We start from the raw sequence: 23832 nt of genomic DNA, 5'->3' as shown, positions 1-23832 counted from the left end.
CGGCCGGCCGCAGCCAGAGCGCCGAGGGGCGGTCCGGTGCGCCGGCCCGTCCAGGCAGGCGTCGCCGCGCGTCCCGGGAGGGCATGCCGGACCGTGGCTCGTCCCGGGAGGGCATGCCGGGCCGCGACTCGTCCCGGGAGGGCATGCCGGGCCGCGACTCGTCCCGCGGCGCTCATGGTGTTGCGGGCGTGACGCCTACGGGGCCGGCCAACGGCGCCGAAGTGTCCGGGGATGCCGGCGGGAACGCTCCCGGTGGCGGGCGCGGGCGGTCGGACGGGGGTGGCGGTGGGCGGTCTCGCCGTACCGGATGGAAGCGCTATGTCCCGAGCTGGAAGATGGTGCTCGTGGGCTGCACGGTCCTGGTGGCCGGCCTCTTCGGCATGATCATGGTGGCGTACGCCAACACCCCGTTGCCCACGCAGACCCAGCAGCAGGCCACCGAGCAGGGCAGCATCATCTACTACCGGGACGGCAAGACCGAGATCGCCAGACTCGGCACCAAGCGCGAGATCGTCCCCATCTCCAAGATCCCGCTGCACGTCCAGGACGCCTTCATCGCCGTCGAGAACCGCACGTTCCGCACCGACCCGGGCATCTCGGTGTCGGGCATCATGCGTGCGGTGTGGAGCACGGTGAGCGGCCAGCAGGTCCAGGGCGGTTCGACGATCACGCAGGAGATGGCGCGGGCCTACTACGACGGCCTGAGCCAGGAGCGGACGCTCAAGCGCAAGGTCTTGGAGATCTTCGTGTCGATCCGCGCCGGCAAGGAGATGTCCAAGGACGAGATCATGGCCATCTACCTCAACACGATCTACTTCGGCCGCGGCGCGGACGGCATCCAGGCCGCCGCCCAGGCGTACTTCGACAAGGACGTGGACGAGCTGACCCTCGCCGAGGGCGCGTACCTGGCAGGCCGGATCCAGAGCCCGGACAGGTTCGACAAGGCGGAGGCGGAGAAGAACTGGGCGCCGACCCGGGAGCGGTTCGACTACGCCGTCCGCGGCATGGCGATCGTCGACCCGGCGAAGTACGGGCAACTGCCCAGGACGGCGAGGTTCCCCAAGCTCGCCCCGCTGGACAAGAAGGAGACCCTCAAGGGCGCCAACGGCTACATGGTCGACATCGTGCAGCGCGAGCTGGACAAGCGGGGGATCAGCAGGGAGCGCCTGCGCAAGGAGGGTTACCGCGTCACGACGACGTTCGACAAGAAGCTGATGGCGGCCGCGAGGAAGACGGTGGAGAGCCATCTCGCCGCCGTCGGCGACAAGCACGTCCACGCGAACCTGGCCGCCGTGGACCCGCGCAACGGCCAGGTGCTCGCGTTCTACAGCGGCCACGACTACCTGAAGAGCTTCACCAACAACGCCTTCGACGCCAACAAGCAGGCGGCGTCGGCCTTCAAGCCGTACGTGCTGGCCGCCTGGCTGGAGAAGGGGTACAGCCTCAGGAGCTACGTGTCCGGCGACGGGCCGGTCACGCTGCCGGGCACCAAGCCGATCGGCAACTCGCACGACGTGGGCGCGGCCGTGCAGATCGACCGGGCCACCGCCGAGTCGGTGAACACGGCGTTCGCCACGATGGCGCAGGAGGTCGGCCTGCAGGAGGTCGCGAGGATCGCCGAGGGTGCCGGGATCGACAAGGACGACCTGGAGCGGGCCATCGAGGATCACGCGTACGGCATGTCCATCGGAGCCGGCCTGGTCACCCCGGTCGAGCAGGCCACCGGGTACGGCATCTTCGCCAACGGCGGCGTCCACCGCGACGCGCACGTGGTCCTGTCGGTCAAGGCGTACACGGGGAAGACCGTCATGAAGGAGACGGGCCGGTCCAGGACGGTCATCAGCCCGGACACCGCCGCCGACGCCACCTACGCGATGCAGCAGGTGGTCAAGTACGGCACCGCCAGGGGCACCGCGCTGCCCGGCGGGCACCCGATCGCCGGCAAGACCGGCACCAACAACGAGAACAAGGAGGCCTGGTTCGTCGGCTACACCCCGCGGCTCTCGTCGGCCGTCGGGATGTACAAGGAGGTTCCGCGGATCGACCCGAAGACGCGGAAGGTCGTCAAGGACGCCAACGGCCACGCCCTGCGGAAGGAGGTCTCGCTCGGCGACATCCAGGGCGCGGGCACGCCCACCAGGATCTGGCGTGACTTCATGGCGATCGCGATGGCGAACAAGCCGGTCGAGCCCTTCCCCGCGCCCGTCTTCGGCGGCAGGCCGCACGACCTGGTGCGGAAGCCGACGCCGAAGCCGACGCGGGACCCGTCCGAGGACGTCGGCGACGACCCGGCCTGCGCCGCCGACCCCGCCTGCGCCGGCCCGGACGACGGCGACGCGGGCGACGACCCGCCAGGGGACGGTGGCGACGAGACGGCGGACGACGGCGGCGATCCCGATGACAGCACCACCATCGACGAGGGCACCCAGCCCTTCGGGGACGGCTAGGCTCGCCGGCGCGACATCATGCGGTCGAGCAGGACGGGCACTGTCGTGAGGGCCGCCAGGCCCGCGCCCAGCCACGGGATGGCGCCGACCCCGCCCGCGCCGACCCCGCCCATCCCGTCGCCACTGGCGCCGGCGTCGAGCACGAGGGCGGCGAAGGCGGGGACGAGGCTGATGCCGAGCTGGAAGGCGGAGACGGTGGTGGCGCCGGCCAGCGTGGGCGCCTGGCCCGCGATGGCGAACACCCGCCCGTAGATCGCCGGATTCAGCACGAATCCGGCGACACCCAGCAGCAGCACGAGGGGGACGACGGCCACCGCGTGCCGGGCGAAGGCCCCGAGCAGCACGGAGCCGGCCAGGATCCCCAGGGCGCCGGCCAGGAGCGCGTGGGTGGGCAGCCGGTCGGCGATCCTGCCTCCGATGGACAGCCCGATGAAGGCGCCGGCGCCGAACAGCGTCAGGACCGCGGGGATCCAGACCCCGGGCATGCGGGTGACGTCGGTGAGGAGCGCGGCCAGGTAGTTGAAGGTGATCATGTAGGCGGCGGTGCTGAGGAGGGTGGCGGCGTACACGATCCACAGCTGGGGACGCCGCATGGTGCGCAGCTCGTCCCGGATGCCGGCGCCGCCGCGCGCGCGGGAGGCGGGCAGCGCCACGAACGTCAGGAGCGCGCCGGCGACGGTGAGGGCGGCCACGGCCCAGAAGCCGCCACGCCATCCGGTGAAGTAGCTGATCAGCGTGCCGGCCGGGCCGCCGGCCACCATCGCGAGGCTGAGGCCGCTGACGACGACGCCCGAGGCGCGCGCCGCGCGGCCGGGCGGGACCAGGCTGATCGCGGTGACCGCCGCGACCGCCCAGAACCCCGCGTAGGCGAGGCCGGACAGGAAGCGGGTCACCAGCAGCACCGCGTAGCTGTCGGTCAGGACGCCGGCCACCACGCACGCGGCGAAGGCCGCCTGCGTGGCCACCAGCGTCGCCCGCCGCGGCCAGCGGAGCGTCGCGATGGCCAGGGGCGGGCCGCCGACGACCACGGCGGCGGCGAACGCCGAGATCAGCGCCCCGGCGGAGGACAGCGTGATCCGCAGGTCGCCGGCGATGGCCGGCAGCACGCCGGCGAGCAGGAACTCCGCGCTGCCCATCGCGAACAGGCTCAGCGACAGCAGGTAGACCCCCAGGGGCAGCCTGCCCCGCCGCGCGACCCGTACGGTGCCGGCGCTCATCGGCTCTCACCGTCCAGGACGCGTCGCTCGACGGAACGCCGCACGTCCTCCTCCGTCAGGTCGCCGTTGATGGCGAAGGCGGCGGCCGACCCCATCCCCGCCGCGGTGACGACCTGGGCGCGCGGGTCGACGACGTTGCCGGCCGCCCAGACGCCGGACACGCTGGTACGGCCGGTGCGGTCGGTGACGGTCCAGCCGCTGTCGTCCCTGGCACAGCCCAGGCCGGTCAGCAGCTCGTCCTGCGGCACCATGCGCGGGAAGAGGAAGACGGCGGCGCGGGGGATGGCGCGGCCGTCGGCGAGCTCGATGCCGCGCAGCCGGTCGTCCTCGACGGCGAGGCGGGCGATCGTGCCCTCGACGACGCGTACGCCGTGGCACTCCAGGCGTTCCCGGTCCTCCGCCGCCAGGTCCAGCGTGTGCCGCAGGAACAGCACGTCGTCGCTCCACTGGCGCAGCAGCAGGGCCTGGTGCACCGCTCCCGGGTGCGTGCCGAGCACGGCGAGGGGCTGGTCGCGTACCTCGTAGCCGTGGCAGTAGGGGCAGTGCAGCACGTCCTGGCCCCACCGCTCGCGGATCCCGGGGATGCCGGGCAGCTCGTCGCGCAGGCCGGTCGCCACCAGGATGCGGCGGGCGTCGAGCACCTGGCCGTCCGCGAGCCGGACGGTGAAACCGTGGTCGATCCGCTCGACCCGGCTCCGGACGAGCCGCACGCCGTACCGGGCGATCTCGGCGCGTCCGAGCTCCAGCAGCTCGGACGGGGGCAGCCCGTCGCGGGACAGGAAGCCGTGCATGTGCCGGGCCGGCGCGTTGCGCGGCTCCCCGGCGTCGATCACAACGACCCTGCGCCGCGCGCGTCCCAGGAGCAGGGCGGCGTTCAGCCCGGCCGCCCCGGCACCCACGATCACCACATCATGCCTGTTCATCGCCTTGTCCACAGCGATCACCTCCGGCGCCGATGGTGCGGTCGCGGGTGCTTGAATGACAACTATCGTTGCCATTTCCGCAACAGTAGAAAGGATCTGACGGTCATGAGCACCACGCTGGAGGAGACGCTGGCCCAGGTCGGCCCGCGGCTCAGGCGCATCCGTACGCAGCGTGAGGTGAGCCTGTCGGCGCTGTCCGAGGCCACCGGCATCTCCAAGAGCACGCTCTCGCGGCTGGAGTCGGGCCAGCGCCGCCCCAGCCTGGAGCTCCTCCTGCCGATCGCGCAGGCGCACCAGGTGCCGCTCGACGAGCTGGTCGGCGCGCCGGACGTCGGCGACCCGCGCGTCCGCTGCAAGCCCCTGGTCCGCAACGGCCGGACCGTGATCCCCCTGACCACCCAGCCGGGGCCACTGCAGGCGTGGAAGTCGATCATTCCCGCCGAGCAGAACCAGCCTCGGCCGATCACGCACGAGGGCTACGAGTGGATGTACGTGCTCTCGGGCCGCGTACGGCTCGTCGTGGCGGACCACGACCTGGTCCTGGGGCCGGGCGAGGCCGCGGAATTCGACACCCGCCTGCCGCACTGGTTCGGCCCCGCCGGGAACTCTCCGGTGGAGGTGCTCAATCTCTTCGGCCGCCAGGGGGAGCGCGTGCACGTACGGGCCAAGCCTCGCCCGCGTGCGGGGAAATGATGGGATCAGAGCAGAATCGCCCGTGCTGACCTGGGGAAAATCGACTCAGGGACTTCCTGGTGATAGGCAGGGATTGTGCTTGAACGCATTCATGAGATACCGGGCGTCATGCTGAGTGCGGATGAGTATCTCGACGACTTCTGGCCGAATTTCCATCAGATCGATGACGTGTTCTGGAAGCTCGAACGGCGGCAGAGCTTCCGGGGCCGGCCGAGCTGGGTCGCGATGGTGGAGGGCGACTGGGACCGATCGCTCAAGCTGCTCGACGACGGGGCCGGGGCGGCCAGGGGGCGCGAACGCCCGGCCAAACGGTTCCGGCGGCGGCGGATCAGGATCGTCGAGCAGCCGGTCACGCCGTACCTGCAGTGGGAGATGCACCTGCTGGCGGTGCGGGACGCCGCCGTCGAGCAGGTGCGGGTGCTCGACTCGGGGGAAGTGGCCGAGATCGAGGTCGGGCGGCGGTTGCCGGAGCTGGTCGTGCTCGGGACGGTGGCGATGTACGAGGTGACGTACGACGAGTCGGGGACGCACAGCGGGGCACGGCGGATCGACGACCGGGAAGTGATCGCGGCCTGCCAGGGGGAGCTGGACAAGCTGTTCGAGCGGGGGGAGGAGTTCCGGCCCTATTACGAGCGCGAGATCTTGCCGCTGCCCGCCCCCCGGGTGTCCGTCTGACGAGGGCCACGCTTTGACTTGCCTGGCGGGAAAGTGGAGTGTTAGCTTTCCTGGTAGGAAAGTCAAAACGTGGAGGATCAGCGTGAACCACACCGATGACGCACAGGCCCGGCTCGCGGAGATCGCCAAGCGTCGCAGCCAGGTCATCGACGGCGCGTCCCGCGGCCGGCACCGCGGCTGGGACGCCGCCGGCATGATCGCGATGATCGCCGGATTCGGGGCACTCGACCTTCCCGTGGCCTCGGGCCTGTCGCTGGGCCTGCTCGGCGTCGCCATGGTCGCCGCCCTGGTCTGCTTCACCCGTGCCGGCCGGCACAGCAGGGCGGTCATGCACCCGTCGCAGCTGACCGGCCGGTTCTGGGCCGTGCTCGGGGGGTGCGCGCTCGCCGCCGGTGCCCTCACCCTCGCCGGGATGTGGCTGGTCGGCCGGAGCGACCTGCCGTTGCGTAACACCCTGATCGGCGTGCTGCTCGTCGTCCTCGTCGTGGCCGGCGAGCCGCTGTACCGGGCGTTGGTGCGACGGGCGGCGGCATGACGGTCCCGGCGGGCTTCGACGAGCTGATCCATCCGCCCACCCGGCTGGGGCTGGTGGCGCTCCTCGCGGCGGCGCAGTGGGCCGAGTTCAGCTTCCTCAAGGAGAGCCTCGAGCTCACCGACTCGGCGCTGTCCAAGCAGGTCTCGACCCTCGCCGAGGCCGGGTACGCCGAGGTCCGCAAGGAGGGCGCCGGCCGCCGGCGCCGCACCCTGGTCATGCTGACGCCGCTTGGCCGGGCGGCCTTCGACGGCCATGTCGCCGCCCTGCGGCAACTCGTCGACCGCGCCTCCACGCCGGGCCTTCGGCAAGGGGCCCAGCAGGGCGACGGCAGTACGGTCGGCGCGTAGGCGCGTAGGCGGCGCAGCGCGGCCTGCACCGGCGCCGGCGGCGGCCGAACTGCCCGCGCCGAACTGCCCGCGCCGAACTGCCCGCGCCGAACTGCCCGCGCCGGGGCGGCCGTGCCAGGGGCGGCCGAGCCGCCCCCGGGCATGGCAGGGTTCCGGTGGTCAGATGGGCAGGCCGCCGGTGGCGGAGCTGGTGGAGCCGGTCGCCTGGTAGGCGGCGATGGTGCGCTCGGCGATGCGCATCTGGTGGATCTCGTCGGCGCCGTCCGCGAAGCGGGCCCAGCGGGCGTGCTGGAACATGTTCGCCAGCGGTGTGTCCGTCGAGTAGCCGAGGGCGCCGTGCACCTGGATCGCGCGGTCGATGATCCGGTTGAGGCTGTTGGCCACGAAGTGCTTGGCCATCGACACCTCCGTACGGAAGTCCTCGCCCTTGTCGATCTTGCTGGCGGCGTGCAGGACCATCAGCTTGCACTGGTACAGCTCCATGGCCGAGTCGGCGATCAGCCACTGGATGCCCTGCTTCTCGGCCAGCAGGGAGCCGTGGCTGTAACGCTTGAGCGCACGGTCGACCATCATGTCCAGCGCCGTCTCCGCCTGCGAGATCCAGCGCATGCAGTGGGCCAGACGGGCCGGGCCGAGGCGGTACTGGCCCAGCCGGTGACCGTTGCCGCGGCCGCCGAGGATCGCGCTGCCGGGCACGCGCAGGTCCTTGATGACGATCTCGCTGTGGCCGGTGGAGCCGTGCATGGTCTCCACCTCGCGCACGTCGTTCCAGCCCGGGTTGGGCAGGTCCACGAGGAAGGCGGTGTTGGCGCCGCGCGAGCCCTCCGGCACGTCCTGCTCGGTCCTGGCGACGAGGATGGCGAAGTTGGCCCGGCGGGCGTTGGAGATGAACCACTTGTGGCCGTTGATGACCCACTCGTCGCCGTCCTGGACGGCGTGCGTGCGGATCAGCGTGGGGTCCGATCCGGCCACCTCCGGCTCGGTCATGGCGAAGCAGGACATCTTCACGCCGTCGAGCAGCGGGCGCAGGTACTTCTCCTTCTGCTCGTCGGTGGCCCAGTGCAGGAGGGTGTGCATGTTGCCCTCGTCCGGGGCCTGGCAGTTGAGCACCCACGGCCCGATGCGGGTCTTGGCCGCCTCCGACTGCACCATCGCCAGCTCCACATGGCCCAGGCCCATGCCACCCCACTCCTTCGGCATGTGGGGCAGCCACAGGCCCTCCGCCTTGGCCAGGGAACGGAGGTGGAAGATCGTGCGGAGGTACTCGTCGCGGTCGCCCTCCTTCAGATCCTCCATGGCGGGCATGACCGTGCCCTGGATGAAGGCGCGGACCCGCTTGCGGATCTCCTCGTGCTCGGGGGCGAGGGTGAAATCGATGGCCATGTCGTTCATTACTCCTTGACAGGTAGGGCGGGGTAGTGACAGGCGAGCCAGTGGTCGTCGCCGATCTGCCTGATCCGTGGCTCCTCCTCCGCGCATCTCGCCGCCGCGCGCGGGCACCGCGTACGGAAGCGGCACCCGGAGGGCGGGTCGACGGGCGACGGGGGTTCGCCGCTGATCAACGTGTCGGCGGGCGGCAGGTCGAGGCCGCCGCCCGGGATGGAGGCGATCAGGGCCCGGGTGTACGGGTGCGCCGGGCGGCTGATCAGGTCGGCGCTCGGCGCCAGCTCGCACACCTTGCCCAGGTACATCACCATGATGCGGTCGCTGACGTTCTTCACCACGGCCAGGTCGTGGGCGATGAAGACGAGGGTGAGCCGGTAGCGGGCCTTGAGGTCCTCCAGCAGGCCGAGGATCTGGGCCTGCACCGAGACGTCCAGCGCCGACACCGGCTCGTCGCAGATCACCACCTCCGGGTCGAGGATCAGGGCCCTGGCGATGGAGATGCGCTGGCACTGCCCGCCGGAGAACTCGTGCGGCCGGCGCTCGGCCGCCGTCTCCGGGTCGAGGCCGACCGCCTCCAGGACCTCGTCCACGCGGTCGCCCGGGAGGTGCCACACGCGAGGGCCCTCGCCGACGATGTCGCGGACACGGCGGCGGGGGTTGAGCGAGGAGATGGGGTCCTGGAAGATCATCTGGAGGCGCCGGCGGGTCATCCGCAGGGCCTCGCCGCGCAGGGCGGTCAGCTCCAGGCCGTCCAGCCGGACCGAGCCCGAGCGGGGCGGCGGGAGCTGGACGAGCGCGCGGGCGGCGCTGGACTTGCCGCAGCCCGACTCGCCGACGATGCCGAGCGTCTCGCCGCGCGCCAGGTCGAAGCTCACTCCAGCGACCGCACTCACGGTGCGGCCGCGCCCCGCGGGGAACTCCACGACCAGATCCTCCACCCGCAGCAGCACCTCGTCACGGGGGCGCAGGTGCGCGTTTCCGCTACCGGCCACGGCTCTCAACTCCTGACGGCGGGGTGATGGCGGTCCCGAGGCCGGCGGGCGGGTTCTCGGCTCCGGCGCGCTCCGGCTCGGGAGCGGTGCCCTCGCGCGGGTACCAGCAGGCGTACCGGTGGTGGTGCGGGCCGTCCTCGAACAGGGGCGGCGCCTCCAGCTCGCACCGCTCCTGCGCGTACGGGCACCGCGCCCGGAACGCGCACCCCGCGGGCAGGTGCGCCAGGTCCGGCGGCCGGCCGGGGATGACGCGCAGCCGGTGGTGCACCGGGTCGGTGAGCCGGGGCGCGGCCTGGAGCAGCGACTCGGTGTACGGCATCCGCGGCCGCGCGAACACCTCCCCGGCCGGCCCCCGCTCCACCACCTTCCCGGCGTACATGACGATCACCTCGTCCGCCCACTGGGCGACCACCGACAGGTCGTGGCTGACCAGCACCACGGCCATGTCGCGCTCCTCGCGCAGCCGGTGCAGCAGCCGCAGCACCTGGTCCTGGATGGTCACGTCGAGCGCGGTGGTGGGCTCGTCGGCGAACAGCACGTCGGGCCGGCACGACAGGGCCATCGCGATCGTCACCCGCTGCCGCATCCCGCCGGAGAGCTGGTGCGGGTAGCGGCGCAGCGTGCGTGCGGGGTCGGGGATGCCGACGGAGGCGAGCAGGGCGGCGGCCTCGGCGCGGGCCTGCTTGCGGCTCATGCGCAGGTGCACCCGCAGCGGCTCCATCACCTGGGTGCCGATCGTGCGGACGGGGTTCAGCGCGGTCATCGGGTCCTGGAAGACGGTGCCGAGCCGCCGGCCGAGCACGGCACGCATCTCGGCGGGGCTGTAGGTGGTCAGGTCGTCGCCCGACAGGTACACGTGGCCGCCGCGGACCGAGGTGCCGGGCAGCAGGCCGAGGATGGAGCGGATCAGCATGGACTTGCCCGACCCCGACTCGCCGACGATGGCCAGGGTGCGGCCCCGGTCGAGAGTGAAGGAGACGCCGTCCACGGCCCTGACGACGCCGCGCGGCGTGACGAAGTGCGTGCGCAGCTCCTCGGCCTGCAGCAGGGTGTCGCGGATGGCGTGGGCGGCGGTCGGCATCGTGGTGGCGGCGGCCTGGCGTACCGGCTCCAGGCCGATCTCGCGCACGTCGGTCATCGCCCGCAACCGGTCGCCCACCAGGTTGAACGAGAGCACGGTCAGGAACATGACGATCGAGGGGGCCAGCACGACGTGCGGCGCGGTCTCCATGAGCGTGCGGCCCTCGTTGATCAGCCCGCCCCAGGTGGGGGTGGGCGCCTGGACGGACAGGCCGAGGAAGGCCAGGCTGCCCTCCGCGACCACGACCACGGCCATCCCGATGAAGGCGTACGAAGCGGCGGGGACAGCCACGTTCGGCATGATCTCCCGCCACAGGATGCGCCGGTCGCGGGTGCCGAGCACGCGCGCGGCCAGCACGAACTCGCGCTCGGCGAAGGTGAGGGTGGCGCCCCTGATGAGGCGGACCCAGGAGGGCACGCCGAGCACGCCGAGGACGATCAGCACGTTGCGCAGGTTCGCCCCGGCGAAGGCCACCACGGCCAGCGCGAACACCAGCGCGGGGAACGCCTGCGCCACGTCGTTGACCGCCATGATGACCGCGTCCGCGGCCCGCCGCCGGTAGCCGGCCAGGATGCCGAGCGGGGCGCCGATGCCCAGGCCGAGGAGCACGGCGCCGATGCCGACGCCGAGCGAGACGCGGGCGCCGTACACGACCCGGCTGAGCACGTCGCGGCCGAGCCCGTCGGTGCCGAAGGGGTGCGCGGCGCTGGGCCCCGACTGCGGCGGCCCGGCGAGCGTCTCGTCGTAGCGGGCGAACGGCAGGAAGTCGGCCAGCAGGGCGGCGAGCAGCACCAGCCCGATCCAGCCGGCGGCCAGCCAGACCCCGAGACCCAGCCGCCTACGCACGACGGATCCTCGGGTCGACGGCGGCGTACACCAGGTCCACCGCGAAGTTGACGATCACGTAGCCGACCGAGATCAGCACGACGCCTCCCTGCACCGTCAGGTAGTCGCGGGAAAAGATGGAGTCGACGATGAGCCGCCCGACGCCGGGCAGGCCGAACAGGGTCTCGATGATCACGGTGCCGCCGATGAGCGCGCCCAGGTTGAGGCCGATGGCGGTGATCAGGGTGATCGCGGAGGGGCGCAGCGCGTGCCGCCACAGGATGCGGCGCGGTGACAGGCCGCGGGCGCGCGCCAGCGTGATGTAGTCCTCCTGGAGGGTGGCGATCAGGTCGGCGCGCAGCAGCCGCGCGTACACGGCGAACTGCCCGCAGCCCAGCGTGATCGCGGGCAGCACCACGGAGGTGAGGTTCCAGCCCACGTCGACCGAGAGGGACGTCCAGCCGGTCGCGGGCAGCACCTGCCAGGTGACCGCGAACAGCAGGATCAGCAGCACCCCGAGCACGAACACGGGCGTGGACAGCAGCGCGAAGCTGAGCGCGGTGAGCATCTGGTCCAGGGCGCGCCCGGCGCGGCGGGCCGCGGCCACGCCCACCGGGACCGCCAGGCCCAGCGCCACGATCTGCGCGGCGACCAGCAGCTCCAGCGTGACGGGCAGCCGCTCGGCCAGCTCGGCGCCGACGGGCATCCGGGTGATGTAGGAGGTGCCGAAGTCGCCGGCGGCCAGGCCGCCGAGCCAGTCGAGGTAGCGCACCAGCAGCGGCTGGTCGAGCCCGAGCTCCTGGCGGAGCTGCGCGCGGGACTCCTCGGTCGCCGACAGGCCCAGGATCTGCGTGACCGGGTCACCGGGCAGCAGGTTGAGCAGGACGAACGACAGGAAGGTCACCACGACCAGCACCACCAGGAGCCGGACCAGCCGGTGGAGGACGATCACCGCTCGCTGACCCAGAGCTGGCCGAACGGGTGGTACGGGATGGGCGAGCCGGTCAGCGGGAGCCCCTTCTCGCCGTCGGGCAGCACGTGCTCGCCGATGCCGCGCACCTTGGTCCTGGCGATGATCGCGCCGGTGTTGAGGTGGTCGATGAACACGTAGGGCACCTGGTCGCGCAGCCGCTGCTGCACGGTCGCGTACGCCTGCTTGCGCGTGGCCTCGTCCGGGCTCATCCGGCCCGCGTCCAGGGCGGAGCTCAGCTTGTCGTCCTTGAGCCTGGTCATGTTGAGCGAGATGGAGCCGACGGGCTTGGCGTAGGACTGGTGCATCCAGACGTACTCGCCGTCGGGGTCCTGGGCGGAGAACTGGGTCCACACGGTGGCCGAGAATTGGCCGGTGATGGCGCGGTTGATCAGGTCGGCCTGGTCGGCCTGCTTGATCGACACCTCGATGCCGGCCTTGCGCCACATGTCCTGGGCCAGCTCGACGCCCTGCATGGTGTTCGGGTCGGGGGTGGAGATCAGCTCGAAGCTGATCGGGCCCTTCTCCGCCTCGACCTCCTTGACCAGGGCGGTGGCCTTGGCCAGGTCGTAGGCGGGGTAGCCGCCGGGGGCGTACCACGGGGAGTCCTTGGACCAGGGGCCGTCGGCGGGTTCGGTCATGCCGCCGCGCAGGGTCTTGATGACCGTCTCGCGGTCCATGGCGTGGGCCATGGCCCGGCGCACCCGTACGTCGTCGAGCGGGGCCACGGCGGTGTTGAGCAGGAACATGTACTCGGCCACGGCCATGCCCTGCGCCCGGTGCACGGTGTAGGTGTCCTTCATGGCGCCGAACTTGGTCAGGTCCTCGTCGCGGGAGGTGCCGATGGCGTCCACGCCGCCCGCTTCGAGGGTCTGGGCGCGGGTCTGGGTGTCGGGCAGGATCCGGAACTCGATCTCGTCCAGGTACGGCAGGCCCTGCCGCCAGTAGCGCGGGTTGCGGGTGACGACCATGCGGTTGTCCGGCACGTACTCCTTGAAGACGAACGGCCCGGTGCCGACCGGCTTGAGGCTGGCCGTCCTGGGGTCGGTGAGCGAGGCCGGCGGGACGATCATGCCGGTCTGCGTGGCCAGGTAGTAGGGGAAGGCCACCCACGGCAGGTGCAGGTTGACCTTGACCGTCATCGGGCCGGTGAGCTCGAAGGACTTGATCGGGATGAACGTCGCCGCGGTCAGCGGGGACTTCTTCTGGGCTTCCAGGTTGGCCTTGACGATGTCACCGGTCAGGGAGATCCCGTCGGAGAACGAGATGCCGGACCTGACCTTGATCGTCCATTCGTCGTACTTCTTGTTCGGGGTGAGCGACTCGGCCAGGTACGGCTTCCAGTCGCCGTTGGCGTCCACGCTCACCAGCGGCTCGATGATCGTGCCGGTCATGCTGTAGCTCTGCGCCGCGAATTGGTCGGTGATCGGGTTGAACCCGTTGGCGTCCGCGCTGAGCGCGTAGACCAGGCGCCCGCCCTGGGCGGGGCCGGTCGCGGCCGGCCCGCTGGACGGGGACCGCGGTTCAACCGGTCGCTGGCCGCTGCACGCCAGCATCACCGACGCGGCCAGCAACAGCGTGGCCGGCGTCCTCCAGCGTTTCATTCACGCCTCCTCCCGGCAGATCCCCCGAGAGCAATTTCACCGATAGTACTATCGGTGAAATTCCGCACAAGTGGCGCGAGACAATCGTTACGGGAGGGGAGGGACTCATGACGGGCACGCCGCTCACGAGGAGCGAGGCGAAGGATCTGACCAGGCGCAAGCTCATCCGCGCCGCCCTGTCGATCCTCGACGAGGAGGGCGAGGCGGGGCTGAGCACGGTCAAGGTGGCCAAGGCCGCGGGCATCGCGCAGTCCAGCTTCTACGTGCACTTCAAGGACATGCAGGAGCTGCTGCGGGTGCTCGCCGAGGAGGGCGGCGAGCGGTTGCGCGCCTCGATGCGCGAGGCGCGGCGCAGGGCCCGGGAGCACCCCGGCGACCTCGACCTGCACCGCGAGACGTTCCGCATCCCGCTGGAGTCGATCTGCCGGCACCCCGAGCTGCTGCGCATCCAGATCAGGGCGCGGCACGACCCCTCCTCCTCGCTGCGCGACTTCGCCACGGAGACGGCGGCGGCCTACCGCGAGCACCACGCCGCCGACCTGGCCGCCCTCGGCTACACGGCCGACAACGAGCGCGACAGGCGGCGGCTGGAGATGATCGCCGACGGCATCAACGCGGCCACCAACGCGCTGGCCATGGGGCACCTGGAGGGGCGCTACCCCGACCTGGACGAGGCAGCCGACATCCTGACGGCCCTGTCACGCGGCGCGCTGCGGCTGCTGCGGGCGACCTCGAACAGGCCGCTCACCGAGCCTCCCGGACAGCCGGGCGATCCGGTCAGCGAGCCTCCCGGAAGGGCGGGCGATCCGGTCAGCGAGCCTCCCGGACGATCCTGACCGCGCCGGCGGGGACCGTCAGGGACCTCTACCGCAGGAGCTCGCCGGCGACGGCGGCCGCCGCTGCCGCGTCCAGCCGGCCGTCGAGCACCGCCGTGACGACCCGCCTCGTCAGCGTGGTCTCCACGGTGAGCGGCCGGTCCCACGCCAGGGCCTGGCCGACCCCCGGGTACTCCTCGACCCGGACGAACCAGGGATCTCCGTCCGCCTGGGCGAAGACGAGCGTCCAGTCCTGGCCCTCGGGGGTGGTGCCCAACATGGCGAGCCACGGGGCGGTGCTGCCGTGCACGGCCTGCTCGTCCTCTGGAAGGGTGGTCCGCTCCACGGAGGTGCCCGGCGCGCGCCAGAAGAAGCCGCCGTAGCCCGCGCCCGCCCGGCCCTTGGTGGCCGAGCTGTTGATCTCCAGCGGCGCGCCGGTCAGGTTCGTGAGGGTGAACGCGAAGTCCAGCGCCCAGCCCTGCCCGAGCGGCCGCGCGGTCACGGTCCGCTCCTCGCGCGCCACCAGGCGGCCGCCCGGCCCGGTCCACTCCAGGTGCTCGGTGAAGCCGCCGTCGTCCAGGCGGGTGAACGCCACGTGCCGCTGCGTGCCGTGGTCGTCCAGCCAGGTCGGCCCCTGGTCCTTGACGTACGTGCGCCCGCCCCAGAAGTTCACCCCGCCGAGGTCGGAGATCGCCACCCCGACGCCGAGGTGGTGCACGTGGTCCTCGGGCCGGACCTGGGTGACCTCCACGCCGCCGAGGGTCCGCACCGCGTGCAGGTAGGGGCGGGGCGAGTCGGTGGCGGGCAGGTCGGGGCGGAGCTCGTAGGCGGCCACCGGCCGGTCCGACACCAGCAGCTCCACCCGCGTCCACGGCGCGTCGAGCTCGGAGTAGAGCGCCAGCTCCGCCGCGCTGCGCCGGACCAGGTCGGCCACGCCGGGCAGCAACCGGCCCACGACCGCGCCCTCGGCGTCCCGCTCCACGAGCTGGTGCCGCTCGGGGATGGGCATCGGCTCGGGAGCCAGCCGGATCGCGTCCAGCACCTGCGTGAACCGCTCGGTGCTGGCGAGCGGCACCAGCAGCTCGGCGCCCGTGCGGACGTGGTCGATGAGGTTCTCCAGCAGCTCCACCCGGTCGTGCACGGTAGTCGTGACCGAGCCGTCCGGCAGCTCCACCTTGAGCCGGTCGTGCGTGTACATCAGCGTCGCCCGGCCCGCGTCCCCCTGCACCACCAGGTGGGCCTCGCCGCGCAGCACCTTGCCCGGCGGCGGCGCCACGTAGGGCGCGCACAGCGTCGCCGCCATCGTGATCGTGAACCCGTCCGCCAGCCGCACGCGCACGCAGGAGGTGTCGTCCGACTCGATCGGGTGGGCGCGGTACAGCTCGGTCTCGATCTCCGCGATCGGGCTGTCGTGCAGGGCCAGCGCGGTGGCGATGGCGTGCGCGAACGGGTTCGTCAGCGCGCCGTCCATCACGTCCACGCCGTTCAGGCGGCGCCGGCCGGCCCAGGGGGCGCGGGTGAAGTAGGCCGACGGGCGGTGCCAGGCGCCCCAGCCGCCGATGCCGCGCACCCGGCCGAGCCGCCCGCTCGCGATCAACGCGCGCAGCGCCGGGACGGCCGCGGAGCCGAGCGACTGGAACCCGACCTGGCAGGCCAGCCCGGTCTCGGCCACCACCTCGGCGATCCTGCGCTGCTCCGCGGGGCTGGGCGCGGGCGGCTTCTCCAGCAGCACGTGCGAGCCCGCCCGCAGCGCGGCGATCGTGAGGTCGGCGTGGGTGTTGATCGGCGTGCAGACGATCGTGATCTCCGCGCCGGTCTTGGCGATCAGCTCGCCCAGGTCGGACGACTGCAGCGGCGCGCCGAAGTCCACCTCGACCGGCCGCAGGTCGCAGATCCCCGCCAGCTCGACCACGCCGCGGCCGGCCAGCTCCCGCAGGACGCCGAGGTGGTGCGTCCCGTGGCCCGTGGCGCCGGCCAGGACGACCTTCACCGGCGCCATCACGACCACCTCAGCCCGAGCCCGGCGTGCCCGCCCGCGCGCAGCACGCCACCGGAGATCTCCACCGGGTACGGCTCCGCCAGCAGCCCCAGCCGGGCGAAGGAGGCGTCCTCCACGTCCTCGGCCATGACCGGCAGCGGCAGGGCCAGCGCGAGCTGCCCGGACACCTCGCCCAGCAGGTGCGGGTAGACCGGCACGTCGTACGTCCTGGCCAGCTCCACGATCCGCAGGAACGGCGTGATGCCGCCGACCCGCACCACGTTCGGCTGCACCACGTCGCAGGCCCCGGCCGCCAGCAGGTCGCGGAAGCCGTAGGCGGTGTAGACGTTCTCGCCGACCGCGACCGGCACGTCGATGGAGCGGCGCAGCTCCACGTGCGCGGCCACGTCGTCGGCGGGCAGCGGCTCCTCGATCCAGTGCAGGTCGAACTCGCGCAGCGCGGCCAGCGCCCGCCGGGCCCTGTGCAGGTCCCAGCGCTGGTTGGCGTCGATCATCAGCAGCCGGTCGGGGCCGATCACCTCGCGGACCGCGGCCACCCGCGCCACGTCCTCGGCCAGGTCGGGCCGGCCGACCTTGATCTTGACGCCCCGGTAGCCGGCCGCGACCCAGCGCCCGGCCTGCGCGACCAGCTCGTCGAGGGGGTAGTGCAGGTTGACGCCGCTGCCGTAGACCGGCACCTCGTCGCGCCGCCTGCCCAGCACGTCGGGCAGCGCGTCGCCGCCGCAGCGCAGGTCCCACAGCGCCAGGTCGATTCCGGCCAGCGCGATCGTGGTGATCCCGCCGGGGCCGGCCTCGCGCAGGTGCCGCCACAGCCGGTCCCACACCACCTCGGGCTGCGCGGGCAGCCCGATCAGCGCCTCGCGCAGGTCGTGGTCGAGCAGCGCCTTGACGGCGTGCGCGCCGATCTGCGGCGTCCACGAGAAGCCGGTGCCGGTGCGCCCGTCCTTCAGCGTGACGTGGGTGACGATGACGTGGTTGTACGGCACGTCCTCGCCCCACGGGCGCGGCAGCGGCGCCGTGCGCAGCTCCGTACGAAGGTCCGCGATGGTCATGGCGCGACCAGTTCGAGACCGGTCTTGATCAACGCCTCCAGCTCGGCGAGGTGCTCGTCGGTCACCTCGACCAGCGGCGGGCGGACGGTGCCGACGTCCAGGCCGCGCAGCCGTACGCCGGCCTTGACCAGCGCGACCGGGTAGCCGGGCACCTTGCCGCGCAGCCGGACGAGCGGCGCGTAGAACTCGGTGAGCAGCCGCTCGTCGCCGTTGAGGTAGGCCAGCGCGATCTCGGGCGCGAACGCGAACACGGCGCTGGAGTACAGCTCCACGCCGATGCCCCGGTAGGCGGGCATGGTCAGCTCGGCGGTCGGCAGCCCGTTGAAGAACAGGAAGTCCGGGTGCGTCTCGCGCACCGCCAGCACGGTGCGCTGCATGCGGTCGATGTCGCCCAGGCCGTCCTTGAGCCCGATCACCCCGGGGATTCCGGCCAGCTCCACCACGGCGTCCGGCTCCAGCACGACCGAGCCGCGCTGGTAGACGATCACCGGCAGCACCTCGGCGACCGCCCTCACGTACGCCGCGAAGCCGTGTCCCGGCCCCTGGGCCAGGTACGGCGGCATGAGCAGCAGCCCGTCGGCGCCCGCCTCGCGCGCGGCCCGCGCCTGGTTCAGCGCCGCGCCGAGCGGCCCGCCCGCGCCCGCGAACACCGGCACCCGGCCGGCCACGACCTCCGCCGCGACCCGCGTGGCCCGCGCGTGCTCGGACTCGGACAGGGCCGAGAACTCGCCGGTGCCGCAGGCCACGAAGACGCCGCCCGGCCCGTGCTCCATGCCCTGCCGGACGTGCTCGGCCAGCACCTGCTCGGCGAGCGTGCCGTCGGCGTCGAAGGGGGTCACGGGAAAGAACAGCACACCGCTGAGGTTCATTCGGCTTCTTCCTTGAGTTCGGTCCGCCAGCTGCGCTTGGGCCGCCAGCCGAGCAGGCGCTCTGCCTTGGCGGTCGAGAAGGCGGGGGTGGTGCCGGTCAGGCCGGCCGCGTACGCCTCGGTGCCGGGCACGACCTGGGGGAGCAGGTCGGCGAGCGGCTTCCTGGCCAGCGCGTCGGCCGCGCCGGCGAAGAACACCTCGCCGTTCGGCAGGTCGGGCAGCGCCTCGGCGAGCACGGTGATCATCTCGGCGGCGTCGCGGGAGTCGATGTAGTTGAACAGCGACACCCCGCCCAGCTCCGGCCGGTCGAGCCGCTCGCGCACCGTGTGGCCCGACTGCGTGGGCGCGCCCGCCCACTCCTCGGGAGGGATCACGAAGCACGGCCGGACGGCGGCCAGCTTCGTCCTGCCCGCCCTGGCGTACGCCTTCATCGTCTCCTCGGCCGTCACCTTCGACAGGTTGTAGGCGTTCCACGGGCGCACCGGGTGCTCCTCGTCGATCGGCAGGTACGTCGGCGTCCAGCCGCCCGGCGCGCCGTACCCCATGACGGTGGGGCTGCTGGCCACCACCACGCCCGGCACGCCCAGGGCCACCGACGCCGAGCACACGTTGTACGCGAGCTGCGTGTTGACCTTGAAGATCACCGATTCCGGGACGCTGAACGGGGTGGCGATGGCGGCCAGGTGGATCACCGACTCGGGCCTGAACCGGGCCAGGACCTCGAACGTCTCACCGGTGTCGGTGAGGTCGGCCGGCAGCGTGACCGCTGCCTCCGGCGGGGTTCCTGGGGCGCGGTCGACGCCGATGACCTCGTGCCCGGCCGCCGCGAGCGTGCTGACCACGCTGCGGCCGAGGCGTCCTGCGCTTCCGGTGACGAGGACTCTGCTCACCGTGTGGGGCTCCTTCAAGACTGCAAACAGTTGCACTAAACCTTCATGTCCGGAAGGGTGAGGCGTCAAGAGGCGATTTCGTCACCGCCCGTCTAGCTGGGGGTTCCTAGAGGCTTCCGTTTCGGGGACGTGCGGCAAGCGCTTTCATCGTACTCATGGGTTCTGCAAGCGGTTGCGTTAGGGTGTGCGACTGTGACAGTGACGATTCGTGATGTGGCCAGGGCCTCCGGCGTGCATGTCTCGACGGTGTCCCGGACGTTCTCCGCGCCGCACATGGTGAACGCCGCCACCCGTACCAGGGTGCTCACCGTGGCCGAGGAACTCGGCTACCGGCCCAACCGGGCGGCCAGGGCGCTCACGACCGGGCGTACCCACAATCTGGGCCTCATTGTGGCCGACATCGCCAACCCGTTCTTCCCTCCGCTGATCAAGGCGGCGCACTCGGCGGCCCGCCAGCGCGACTACCACCTGTTCGTGGCCGACACCGACGAGGAGCCGGCGGCCGAGGAGGAGCTGATCCAGGCCTTCTCCAAGCAGGTGGACGGCGTGGTGCTGTGCAGCCCGCGCTCGTCGAACAAGGCGCTGGAGCGGCTGGCCGAGCGCGTGCCGTTCGTGGTGATCAACCGGCGGCTGCGCGGCGCGGCCACCGTCCTGATGGACGTCGGGCACGGGGCCAGGCTGGCCGTCGAGCACCTGGCGGGGCTGGGGCATGAGCGGGTCGCGCTGGTGTCGGGCCCCGCCGGGTCGTGGACGAGCGCGGAGATCCGCACGGCGGCCGAGCAGGTGCCGGGCGTCGAGCTCGTCGTCATCGGCCCGAACGCGCCCACCGAGCGTGGCGGGTTCGCCGCTGCCGTCCGGGTGCGCGACTCCGGGGTGACCGGCGTGCTGGCCTACAACGACCTGGTGGCCATCGGGCTCATCGAGGGGCTGGGCGACCTCGGCCTGAGCGTGCCCGAGGACATGAGCGTGGTCGGGATAGACGACATAGTGCCGGGACGGCTGAACCGCCCGAAGCTCACCACCGTGGCCATGCCGACGGCCGCTGCCGGGCGGCTCGCGGTGGACCTGCTCATCCAGGAGGTGAGCGCCACCACCTCGCTGGAGACCCGCCTCGTGATCAGGGACTCCACCGCAGCTCCACGGTAGTTCCGTGATGGCTCTGCGTCTGCAAACGGTTGTACTAAACCGGATCGTAATTCATCAGACTTATTGGGCGGACACCCTTGCTAGCTGGGAAAACGTCGTGGCGATATATCGGTAACGGCTATGTAACGCCTGCAAAGGGTTGACGTAACTTTCCTGCCAGCTATAGGAAAGCGCTATCCATTCACTTCTCGCCGGAAGGTCCGTGATGACTGAAGTTTCGGTGGCGGTGAAACCTGCGCGGGCCGTGAAGCAACCCCCGCGCGGCGGTCATCGCTCCACGAAACGGTCCCGCCGGGAGGCACGGGCCGCGTACCTCTTCCTGGCCCCATGGTTCGTCGGGCTGCTCGTCATCACGATCGGTCCGATCTTCGCCTCCCTCTACCTGTCGTTCACCGACTACAGCCTCCTGGAGGAGGCCAAGTGGATCGGGTTCGACAACTACATCAAGATGTTCACCGAGGACCCGAGGTTCATGAACTCGCTGTGGGTGACCACGGTCTACGTGATCGTTTCGGTCCCGATGCAGCTCGCCTTCGCCCTCGCCCTCGCCCTGGTGCTCGACCGCGGCCTGCGCGGCCTGTCCTTCTACCGCTCGATCTTCTACCTGCCCTCGCTGCTCGGCGGCAGCGTCGCGATCGCGATCCTGTGGCGGAAGGTCTTCGGCGCCGACGGCCTGGTCAACGCGGTGCTCGCGATGTTCGGCATCGAGGGGCCCGGGTGGGTGGGTCACCCGGACTACGCGCTGGGCACGCTGATCCTCCTGCACGTGTGGACGTTCGGCGCGCCGATGATCATCTTCCTGGCAGGCCTCCGCCAGATCCCGAGCAGCTACTACGAGGCGGCCTCCGTGGACGGCGCCGGCAAGTGGCGGCAGTTCCGGTCGATCACGCTGCCGCTGCTGACGCCGATCATCTTCTTCAACCTCGTGCTGGAGCTCATCAAGTCGTTCCAGTCGTTCACGCAGGCGTTCATCGTCAGCGGCGGCAAGGGCGGACCCGCCGACTCCACGCTGTTCTACACGCTCTACCTCTACCTCGAGGGCTTCAAGAACTACGACATGGGCTACGCCGCCGCGATGGCGTGGGTCCTGCTGATCATCATCGCCGCCCTCACCGGGGTGAACTTCCTCGCTTCCAAGTATTGGGTCTTCTATGGCGACACCAAGTAGGCCGGTTCCGGTCCTGTTCCGCCCGTTCAGGGGCGGGCGGGTGGCCAAGCACATCCTGCTGATCGGCTTCGGCCTGGTCATGCTCTATCCGCTGCTGTGGATGATCTCCAGCTCGCTCAAGCCGGAGGAGATCATCTTCCGCGAGCCGGGCCTGTGGCCCAGCGAGGTCACGCTGGAGAACTACACCGAGGGGTGGTACGCGCTCAAGCACCCCTTCGGCTACTACCTGTGGAACTCCGCGGTCATCACCGGCATCTCGGTGGTGGCGAACCTGGTGGCCTGCTCGCTGGCCGCCTACGCCTTCGCCCGGCTGAGCTTCCCGCTCAAGTCGTTCTGGTTCGCGATCATGCTGGGCACGATCATGCTGCCGCACCACGTGACGATCGTGCCGCAGTACATCATGTTCTCCGAGCTCGACCTGATCAACACGATCTGGCCGCTGGTCATGCCGAAGATCCTGGCCACCGACGCGTTCTTCATCTTCCTCATGGTGCAGTTCATCCGCACCCTGCCCCGCGAGCTGGACGAGGCGGCGGAGATCGACGGCGCCGGCTACTGGCGGATCTTCATCAGGGTCGTCATGCCGCTGTGCATGCCGGCGCTGGCCACGACCGCCATCTTCACGTTCATCTGGACGTGGAACGACTTCCTCAGCCAGCTCCTGTACCTCAACAACCCCGACAACTTCACCGTACCGGTAGCGTTGCGCACGTTCCTGGACGCCAGCAGCGATTCGTCGTGGGGCCCGATGTTCGCCATGTCGATCATCGCGCTCGGCCCCATCTTCGGGTTCTTCCTGGCCGGCCAGAAATACCTGATCCGTGGTGTCGCCACCACGGGCTTGAAGTAGATCCTCCACCCCCCAACAGTGAACACCCATAGGAGGTAGAGCCGTGAGCTCTGGCAAGAAGATGTGGTCGGCGGCGCTGCTCGCCACCGCTGTGCTGGCGGTCACCGCGGCCTGCGGCAGTGGCAGCGGCGGCGGAGAGACCGCCGACGGCAAGATCAAGCTGCGCTTCTCCTACTGGGGCAGTGACGCGCGGCAGAAGATGACCGAAGAGGCGATCAAGAAGTTCGAGGCCAAGAACCCGACCATCGACGTCGAGGGCGAGTTCTCGGACTGGGCCAGCTACTACGAGACGCTGTCCACCAAGGTCGCGGGCAGCGACGCGCCGGACGTCATGAGCCTGGAGATCCGCGGCCTGCGCGAGTACGCCGACCGCGGCACGCTCGCCGACGTCACCGGCAAGGTCAACACCGCCGACATCGACGCCAAGGTGCTGGCCACCGGCGCCATCGACGGCAAGCAGTACGCCATCCCCACCGGCATCAACGCCTTCTCCCTGATCGTCAACAAGGCCCTGGTCGAGCAGTCCAAGGCCACGCTCCCCGACGACAAGACGTGGACCTGGGAGGAGTACGTCGAGCTGGCCAACAAGATCACCGCCGGCAGCGGCGGCAAGATCACCGGAACGCAGCTCAGCTGGAACCCCGCCTACCTGCAGATCTACGCCACGCAGAAGGGCGAGCAGTTCTACAACGGCAACAAGCTCGGCGTGACCCCCGAGACCATCAAGGAATGGTGGTCGGTCATGCAGAACCTGATCAAGGGCAAGGGCGCGCCGGACGCCGCCAAGAGCGCCGAGATCGGCGCGACCAGCATCGACCAGTCGCTGCTCGGCACCAACACCGGCGCCATGGGCATGTGGTGGAGCAACCAGCTCGGCGCGGCCAGCAAGGCGTCAGGCCAGGAGCTGGACCTGCTGGTCATGCCGAAGATCAAGGGCGCCACCGCGGGCGGCATGTTCACGCAGCCGGCCATGTTCTACAGCGCCTCCTCCAAGACCGAGCACGCCGCCGAGGCCGCGAAGTTCATCGACTTCATGATCAACGACCCGGAGGCGGGCGCGATCATCCTCAGCGACCGCGGTCTGCCCGCCAGCTCCAAGGTGCTCGCCGCGGTCCGCGACAAGCTCCCCCCGGCGGACCAGAAGACGCTGGCCTTCCTCGACGAGAACAAGGACGCGCTGACCGACCCGCCGGCCGCCCCGCCGAAGGGCTCCAGCGCCACGGAGGACATCATCACGCGTTACTCCGAGGAGGTCATGTTCGGCCGCATGACCCCCGACGACGCGGCGCAGAAGCTGATCACCGAGGTCAACGCCTCCATCGCGGGCTGACCAGGTCGTAAGGAGAGG

At 71.1% G+C, this 23832-nt stretch carries 21 protein-coding genes; 10 read left to right on the top strand and 11 right to left on the bottom strand.

Annotated features, from left to right (window positions below; translation table 11 throughout):
- The first annotated feature begins 344 nt into the window (after positions 1-344).
- The gene (locus AB0I79_RS48615) at positions 345-2447 is read left to right on the top strand and encodes a transglycosylase domain-containing protein (protein ID WP_357889004.1); all 2103 of its coding nucleotides are present in this window, start codon (positions 345-347) and stop codon (positions 2445-2447) included.
- Here AB0I79_RS48615 and AB0I79_RS48610 read toward each other — a convergent pair.
- On the bottom strand, positions 2444-3664 hold the full coding sequence (locus tag AB0I79_RS48610; RefSeq protein ID WP_357889001.1) for an MFS transporter: 1221 nt from the start codon (positions 3662-3664) through the stop codon (positions 2444-2446). The genes AB0I79_RS48615 and AB0I79_RS48610 overlap by 4 nt on opposite strands.
- Entirely contained in the window at positions 3661-4587 is a 927-nt protein-coding gene (locus AB0I79_RS48605) for an NAD(P)/FAD-dependent oxidoreductase (RefSeq protein ID WP_357888998.1), read from the bottom strand. The genes AB0I79_RS48610 and AB0I79_RS48605 overlap by 4 nt, the downstream gene beginning before the upstream one ends.
- 105 nt (positions 4588-4692) lie before the next feature.
- Between AB0I79_RS48605 and AB0I79_RS48600 the strand changes: the two genes are divergently transcribed.
- The 4 genes from AB0I79_RS48600 (at position 4693) to AB0I79_RS48585 (ending at position 6837) form a co-directional block, all read left to right on the top strand.
- On the top strand, positions 4693-5280 hold the full coding sequence (locus AB0I79_RS48600; protein ID WP_357888995.1) for an XRE family transcriptional regulator: 588 nt from the start codon (positions 4693-4695) through the stop codon (positions 5278-5280).
- A gap of 108 nt (positions 5281-5388) precedes the next feature.
- The gene (locus tag AB0I79_RS48595) at positions 5389-5955 is read left to right on the top strand and encodes a DUF6879 family protein (RefSeq protein ID WP_357888992.1); all 567 of its coding nucleotides are present in this window, start codon (positions 5389-5391) and stop codon (positions 5953-5955) included.
- A gap of 82 nt (positions 5956-6037) precedes the next feature.
- Entirely contained in the window at positions 6038-6490 is a 453-nt protein-coding gene (locus AB0I79_RS48590) for a hypothetical protein (protein ID WP_357888990.1), read from the top strand.
- Positions 6487-6837: a transcriptional regulator gene (locus tag AB0I79_RS48585; protein ID WP_357888987.1), complete on the top strand. Its 351-nt coding sequence runs from the start codon at positions 6487-6489 to the stop codon at positions 6835-6837. Before AB0I79_RS48590 ends, AB0I79_RS48585 begins: the two co-directional genes overlap by 4 nt.
- A gap of 159 nt (positions 6838-6996) precedes the next feature.
- On the opposite strand, the gene AB0I79_RS48580 is transcribed toward AB0I79_RS48585, so the two are convergent.
- Genes AB0I79_RS48580 through AB0I79_RS48560 form a run of 5 tightly spaced genes read right to left on the bottom strand, consistent with a single transcriptional unit; the run spans position 6997 to position 13695 of the window.
- Positions 6997-8220: an acyl-CoA dehydrogenase family protein gene (locus AB0I79_RS48580; RefSeq protein ID WP_357888983.1), complete on the bottom strand. Its 1224-nt coding sequence runs from the start codon at positions 8218-8220 to the stop codon at positions 6997-6999.
- A gap of 8 nt (positions 8221-8228) precedes the next feature.
- Positions 8229-9215: an oligopeptide/dipeptide ABC transporter ATP-binding protein gene (locus tag AB0I79_RS48575; protein ID WP_357888980.1), complete on the bottom strand. Its 987-nt coding sequence runs from the start codon at positions 9213-9215 to the stop codon at positions 8229-8231.
- Positions 9205-11142 carry a dipeptide/oligopeptide/nickel ABC transporter permease/ATP-binding protein gene (locus AB0I79_RS48570; RefSeq protein WP_357888977.1) on the bottom strand — a complete coding sequence of 646 codons (1938 nt, stop codon included), beginning with the start codon at positions 11140-11142 and terminating at the stop codon, positions 9205-9207. The genes AB0I79_RS48575 and AB0I79_RS48570 overlap by 11 nt, the downstream gene beginning before the upstream one ends.
- Positions 11135-12073: an ABC transporter permease gene (locus AB0I79_RS48565; protein ID WP_357888974.1), complete on the bottom strand. Its 939-nt coding sequence runs from the start codon at positions 12071-12073 to the stop codon at positions 11135-11137. Before AB0I79_RS48565 ends, AB0I79_RS48570 begins: the two co-directional genes overlap by 8 nt.
- A complete protein-coding gene (locus AB0I79_RS48560; RefSeq protein WP_357888971.1) occupies positions 12070-13695 on the bottom strand; it encodes an ABC transporter substrate-binding protein in 1626 nt (541 codons plus the stop codon). The genes AB0I79_RS48565 and AB0I79_RS48560 overlap by 4 nt, the downstream gene beginning before the upstream one ends.
- Positions 13696-13802: 107 nt before the next feature.
- Between AB0I79_RS48560 and AB0I79_RS48555 the strand changes: the two genes are divergently transcribed.
- The gene (locus AB0I79_RS48555; RefSeq protein WP_357888968.1) at positions 13803-14531 is read left to right on the top strand and encodes a TetR family transcriptional regulator; all 729 of its coding nucleotides are present in this window, start codon (positions 13803-13805) and stop codon (positions 14529-14531) included.
- 28 nt (positions 14532-14559) lie between these two features.
- Here AB0I79_RS48555 and AB0I79_RS48550 read toward each other — a convergent pair whose 3' ends face one another.
- From AB0I79_RS48550 to AB0I79_RS48535, 4 genes are read right to left on the bottom strand one after another with little or no spacing between them, the layout of a single operon-like run.
- A complete protein-coding gene (locus AB0I79_RS48550; protein WP_357888966.1) occupies positions 14560-16509 on the bottom strand; it encodes a DUF6807 family protein in 1950 nt (649 codons plus the stop codon).
- Positions 16509-17561, bottom strand: coding sequence for a mandelate racemase/muconate lactonizing enzyme family protein (locus AB0I79_RS48545; RefSeq protein ID WP_357888963.1), 1053 nt, complete (start codon positions 17559-17561; stop codon positions 16509-16511). The genes AB0I79_RS48550 and AB0I79_RS48545 overlap by 1 nt, the downstream gene beginning before the upstream one ends.
- Positions 17558-18430 (bottom strand): 5-dehydro-4-deoxyglucarate dehydratase, encoded by an 873-nt coding sequence (locus AB0I79_RS48540; RefSeq protein ID WP_357888960.1) that lies wholly within the window; start codon positions 18428-18430, stop codon positions 17558-17560. The genes AB0I79_RS48545 and AB0I79_RS48540 overlap by 4 nt, the downstream gene beginning before the upstream one ends.
- Positions 18427-19320, bottom strand: a complete 894-nt coding sequence (locus tag AB0I79_RS48535; RefSeq protein WP_357888957.1) for an NAD(P)-dependent oxidoreductase — start codon at positions 19318-19320, stop codon at positions 18427-18429. Before AB0I79_RS48535 ends, AB0I79_RS48540 begins: the two co-directional genes overlap by 4 nt.
- A 192-nt stretch (positions 19321-19512) precedes the next feature.
- On the opposite strand from AB0I79_RS48535, the gene AB0I79_RS48530 reads away from it, so the two are divergent.
- The 4 genes from AB0I79_RS48530 (at position 19513) to AB0I79_RS48515 (ending at position 23814) form a co-directional block, all read left to right on the top strand.
- The gene (locus tag AB0I79_RS48530; protein WP_357888954.1) at positions 19513-20466 is read left to right on the top strand and encodes a LacI family DNA-binding transcriptional regulator; all 954 of its coding nucleotides are present in this window, start codon (positions 19513-19515) and stop codon (positions 20464-20466) included.
- Positions 20467-20671: 205 nt separating this feature from the next.
- A complete protein-coding gene (locus tag AB0I79_RS48525; protein WP_357888951.1) occupies positions 20672-21634 on the top strand; it encodes a sugar ABC transporter permease in 963 nt (320 codons plus the stop codon).
- The gene (locus AB0I79_RS48520) at positions 21618-22484 is read left to right on the top strand and encodes a carbohydrate ABC transporter permease (RefSeq protein WP_357888949.1); all 867 of its coding nucleotides are present in this window, start codon (positions 21618-21620) and stop codon (positions 22482-22484) included. The genes AB0I79_RS48525 and AB0I79_RS48520 overlap by 17 nt, the downstream gene beginning before the upstream one ends.
- A 43-nt stretch (positions 22485-22527) precedes the next feature.
- Positions 22528-23814, top strand: a complete 1287-nt coding sequence (locus tag AB0I79_RS48515; RefSeq protein ID WP_357888946.1) for an extracellular solute-binding protein — start codon at positions 22528-22530, stop codon at positions 23812-23814.
- Positions 23815-23832 lie beyond the last annotated feature (18 nt).

The sequence above is a fragment of the Nonomuraea sp. NPDC050202 genome, assembly GCF_040656115.1.
Lineage (GTDB): Bacteria > Actinomycetota > Actinomycetes > Streptosporangiales > Streptosporangiaceae > Nonomuraea.
The sequence above is the reverse complement of the archived record's forward strand: the minus strand, read 5'-3'. Positions and strand labels throughout refer to the sequence as shown.